The organism is Armatimonas sp. (assembly GCF_964826245.1).
Map to the genome: position 1 here is coordinate 1 of NZ_CBAYMC010000278.1, position 5025 is coordinate 5025.

General features: G+C 62.3%; 5 protein-coding genes. 4 read left to right on the forward strand and 1 reads right to left on the reverse strand.

Going from position 1 to position 5025, the window contains the following annotated elements; translation table 11 throughout:
• From AC1XOS_RS19550 to rnz, 4 genes are all read left to right on the forward strand, one after another.
• Nucleotides 1–595 (forward strand): thiolase family protein (locus AC1XOS_RS19550; RefSeq protein ID WP_481963894.1); only part of this gene is annotated, 595 nt, incomplete at its 5' end.
• A 53-nt stretch (nt 596–648) separates the two neighbouring features.
• Nucleotides 649–1731 (forward strand): Gfo/Idh/MocA family protein, encoded by a 1083-nt coding sequence (locus AC1XOS_RS19555; protein WP_481963895.1) that lies wholly within the window; start codon nt 649–651, stop codon nt 1729–1731.
• Nucleotides 1718–3331 (forward strand): gamma-glutamyltransferase, encoded by a 1614-nt coding sequence (gene ggt, locus AC1XOS_RS19560; RefSeq protein ID WP_481963896.1) that lies wholly within the window; start codon nt 1718–1720, stop codon nt 3329–3331. Before AC1XOS_RS19555 ends, ggt begins: the two co-directional genes overlap by 14 nt.
• Nucleotides 3332–3478: 147 nt before the next feature.
• On the forward strand, nt 3479–4423 hold the full coding sequence (rnz, locus tag AC1XOS_RS19565) for a ribonuclease Z (RefSeq protein WP_481963897.1): 945 nt from the start codon (nt 3479–3481) through the stop codon (nt 4421–4423).
• Here rnz and AC1XOS_RS19570 read toward each other — a convergent pair.
• A partial coding sequence (locus AC1XOS_RS19570) for an N-acetylmuramoyl-L-alanine amidase (RefSeq protein WP_481963898.1) occupies nt 4420–5025 on the reverse strand: 606 nt, incomplete at its 5' end. The genes rnz and AC1XOS_RS19570 overlap by 4 nt on opposite strands.

The following is a 5025-nucleotide window of genomic DNA, read 5'->3' on the forward strand; positions in this document are numbered from 1 at the left end:
CGGGAAGTTTGAGGCCGAGATCGTCCCGATCACCCTCCCCGACGGCACTGCCATCACCCAAGATGAAGGCATCCGCGCCGAGACAACTCTGGAAGGGCTTGCGGGGCTGAAGACACCCTTTGGCGGCGTCATCACGGCGGGAAATGCCAGCCAGCGCAGCGATGGGGCGGCGGCGGTTTTAATGACCACAGAAGCGCTCGCCCAAGAGCACGGCCTCAAACCCCTCGCTCGCTTTGTCGGCTATGCCACGGCGGCAGTAGACCCGGTTCACTTTGGCATCGCGCCCGCCGCCGCGATCCCCAAGCTCCTGAGCCGCACGGGCGTGGGGCTAGACCAAGTAGGTCTGATTGAGTTCAACGAGGCCTTTGCCGCGCAGGCGCTTGCCAGCCAGAATCACTTTCCGCTGGACTGGGAGCGTGTCAATGTCAATGGCGGCGCGATTGCCCTAGGCCATCCCCTCGGAGCCACTGGGGCACGGCAAACCGTCACGCTCCTGCACGAAGCCCAGCGGCAAGATCAAAAGGGGCGCTACGGCATGGTCACCATGTGCGCCGCCCTCGGAATGGGAGCCGCCGGGCTCTTCGAGTTTCTGTAACGCCTGGAGGAAATTCTTTACCTCACACCGAAGTGAGAGTGTGGAGGATTATCATGACCAAGGACGGCAAGGTTGGGGTTGGGATTATCGGGTTTGGGGGGATTGCGCGGGGGGCGCACTTAACGAGTGGCTATCGGAAGCTCCCGGAGTGGTGCGAGGTGGTGGCGGCGGCGGATATTCTGCCGGAGCGCTGCGCGGAGGCGAGTGGGCAGTTCGGAATCCCGACAACCTACGACGACTACCACCAGCTTTTGGAGCGCGACGATATTGATGCTGTCTCGGTGTGTACGGGCAACTACGCCCATGCGCCGATCACCATTGCGGCGCTGAAGGCCGGAAAGCACGTGCTCTGTGAGAAGCCGATGGCGATGAACGCCGACGAGTGCAAGGCGATGATCGCGGCGCAAAAAGAGACGGGAAAGAAGCTGCAGATCGGCTTTAACATGCGCTACTCCCCCGGAGCGCAGAGCCTGAAGCGGGCGGTGGAGAACGGGGAGTTTGGCGAGATCTATCATGCGGCGGCGCGTGCGATCCGGCGGCGGCGCGTGCCGTCCCAGGGCGTCTTTATCAACAAAAAACTCAACGGCGGCGGGCCGCTGATTGATATTGGCGTGCACATCACCGACATGACTCTCTGGCTGATGGGCCATCCCAAGCCGGTCGCCACGGTGGGGAGTGCGGTCTGTAAGATGGGCAAGACGCCGGGGCTCGTGGCGGAGTGGGGGGCGTGGAATACCGAAGCCTACACCGTCGAGGACTTTGCCAGCGCCTACGTTCGCTTTGAAGACGGGCGCACGATGACACTTCTGGCCTCGTTTTTAGCCAATATTGACCAGGAGCACTTCGACACCCAGCTCTTTGGCACGGGAGCCGGTGCGTTCTTCGATGCCAACGCCGGCAAGTACACGCTCTACCGTGAGGAGTTCGGCACCCTCACCGACACCACGACCGGCTGGCTTCCCCATGTCGCGAGCACGCATGGCAAGGAGATCGAGATGTTTCTCAAGGCCATTCGTGAGGACATGACCATTGAGGAAGTCGGGGCCGCGACGGGGGAGCAGGCGCTGATGGTAACCCAGATCATGGATGCGATCTACAAGTCCAGTGAGGTAGGGGGTGAGGTTGCAATCTCCTAAAAGCCGAGGCATGGTGAAGACGGGCGGCATGGTAGCAAGTGCCGAGCCGCTCGCTTCCCAGGTGGGCGTGGATATACTGCGGCGCGGTGGCAACGCCGTGGACGCTGCGGTGGCGGTGGGCTTTGCGCTGGCCGTGACTTATCCTCAGGCAGGTAATCTGGGCGGTGGTGGGTTTCTGATGTGGCGGCGCTGCAGCGGCCAGACGGCGGCGATCGACTACCGCGAGATGGCGCCAAGCGCGGCGTTTCGCGATGTCTACGCCGGCAAAGCGGACGAGGGCGGGCCGACGGTCGGCTGGCGGGCATCGGGGACTCCGGGAACGGTGGCGGGGCTGGCGCTGGCGCACAAAAAATATGGCTCTGGGAAGCTCTCGTTTGCGGAGCTGATCGAGCCCGCGCGTGCGCTTGCCGCTGAGGGTTTTACCTCTCCTGCATCGCTAACCCGCTCCCTGACCAGCTACATCGCGCTGCTCTCACGCTACGAAGCGTCTAAGGCGATCTTTGTGGGGATTGCGGAAGGGCAGAAGTTTCGTCAGCCAGAGCTGGCGGCAACCCTGGCACGGATTCAGAAACACGGCCCGCGTGAGTTCTACGAGGGCGAGACGGCGCGGTGCATTGCCAGCGCCATGCGTCCCCATGGCTGGATCAACGAGCGCGATCTTCGTGGCTACGAAGTCAAAGAGCGTCAAGTGGTCACGGGGCGCTACCGGGGGCATGGGATTATCTCCATGCCCCCACCGTCGTCGGGAGGGGCGGTGCTGATCGAGATCTTAAATATCTTGGCAGGCTTCGAGCTGGGGCGTAGGGGCTGGGAGAGTCCGCTTCGCTGGCACCTGATGGTCGAGGCGATGAAGCGAGCCTTTGCGGATCGTGCGGAGTACTTCGGCGACCCGGACTTTGTGCGCGTGCCTGTCGCCAAGCTCACCGAGCCCGCCTACGCAGCCCACTGGCGCGAGGGAATGGACCTGCGCCACGCCACGCCAAGTAGCGCAATTCGGGCGGGGCAGGCGAGCGACGAGCCACTTCACACGACACATTTCTCGATCCTCGACCGCGACGGCAATGCGGTCTCGAATACCTACACACTCAACGGCCCCTACGGCTCGGGCGTCACGATTCCCGGCACCGGGATTCTCATGAACAACGAGATGGACGACTTTGCCGCCAACCCTGGTCAGCCCAATCGCTATGGCCTGATTCAGGGCGAGAACAACGCGGTCCGGGCGAGAAAGCGCCCGCTTTCGTCCATGACCCCGACTTTTGTGACGGCTCCTGAGGGCGCTCTGAAACTCATCATCGGCTCTCCCGGTGGCCCGACGATTATCAATACCGTGCTCCAGGTCATCTTAAATGTTGTGGATCACCAGATGCCCATCGCCGAGGCGATCGCCGCGCCGCGTGTTCATCACCAGTGGCTCCCCGATGAGATCGGCGTGGAGAAGCACCTTCCTGAGAGCGTAAAAATTGGCCTAGAGCGCCTCGGGCATGTCTTTGGCAAGCCCCGCACACTTGGCGACGCACAAGGGATTCTTATCGCCCCAGACGGCACCGTAAGTGGTGCCAGCGACCCGCGCGGCTCAGGCACGACCATCAGCGGATAAAAAGTGCCTTCGGTACCGAACAGTCTAGGGAAGACGGAGAGCTGAAGACATCAAAGGGCATGGTTCTCTATCGGCTCGCCGCTCGAGTTTGGTACGTAAATGAAAGGCACTACTCCAGGTTGGGGCAGTTGCGATACAATAGCCGCCGTGGAAGTGACTTTTCTGGGGACAGGCTCGGGGGCACCGTCGCGCGCACGAAATGTCTCCGCGACGGCCCTACACCTGCCGCAACGAGGCGAGTGGTGGCTCATTGACTGTGGCGAGGGGACGCAACAGCAGATCTTGCGTGCCTCCCATATCCGCCTCTCGCAGCTCACCCGTATTTTTTTGACGCACCTGCACGGTGACCATCTTTTTGGGCTACCGGGCTTGCTGGCCTCACGGGCACTGGCGCAAGGCGGGGTTGGCCCCGTCACGATCTACGGACCGGAGGGCGTGGAAGCTTGGCTGAAAGCCACGTTGCGAGCTGCCGGGATGCGCTTTGGCTTTCCTGTCTCCTTTGTCATTGTAAAACCGGGCGAGATCTGTAGCGAGGGCGAGTTTACCGTGACGGCGGCTCCGGTGCGCCATCGAATCGAGGCCTATGCCTATGCCATTCGCGAGGCTGAGCAGGCGGGACGCTTTGATGTGGAGGCTGCTGCGACGCTTGGGATTCCGGCGGGGCCGCTCTATGGGAAGCTAAAAGCCGGGCAGGGCATCACGCTCGCCGATGGCCGCGTAATAGAGGGAGCCTCCCTTGTTGGCCCCACCCGCCCCGGTCGCTGCGTGGTGTTCTCGGGCGACACGGGCCCTGCACCTGAGCTGGTTCCCCTCGCAAGGGCTGCTGACTTACTCATCCACGAGGCCACTTACTCGGAGCAAGACCGTGACTTGGCCGACCGCGCCGCACACGCCACAGCAACCCTTGCCGCCAATGTCGCACGTGACGCGGGAGTGCTCTCTCTTGTCCTGACACACTTCTCCGCGCGCTACGAAGGCGGCGAGAGTGAGGTAAACCTAGAGACGCTGCTAGACGAAGCCCGTGCCATCTTCCCGGAAACCCGCCTCGCCCACGACTTTTTGCGTATCAGTGTTCCACGCCGAGAGCACTAAGTTTTTTTCACGCAGGAGATCACGGCATCGGTGATGAGCCGCGAGACTTTCCAGCGCCAGGTGGCATTGCGGGCGGAGTTGAGATCGCTACGATTGGACATCGTGGCTAGCTCAATTAGCACACTCTGCAGAACCGGGTTGTGCTCCGGGTTGAGCACGCCTAGATCGCGTGCTTTTGGCACCCCACCTCGCCGCTGACCCGCCAGCCCCGACGTGCGCCAGCGGTTGGCGAGCGCATTGGCGAGCTGGGGCGACTTGCCACGCCGGATGTCGTAGCAGATCAGTCCCCCGTGCCAGCGGCTCTCGCTGAGCGCATCGTAGTGCAGGGAGAGAAAGAACACGGGGTGGCGTGCTCCCCGCGTTTGCCAGACCTTTGCCGCAAGCTGTGCCCTGCGATAGAGATCCTCCGGGCTCTCGTGCTGCCGAACCCCGACATACTTATTGTCTATCGTGAAGCGGGCATCACGGGGCGCTTCAAGCGGTGGCTCAGACTTCCCTTCGTGAGGAACAATGGACAGAGCGCGGCTCTTGACGGTCAGAAGAACCTCTGCCCCCTCTTGCCGGAGCACTTCGGACAGTGTGGTTGCCATTCGGTATGTCAG

What these genes read in the sequence shown, in the direction of transcription:
- AC1XOS_RS19555 (WP_481963895.1), top strand. Translation starts at nt 649, where the DNA reads ATGACCAAGGACGGCAAGGTTGGGGTTGGGATTATCGGGTTTGGGGGG.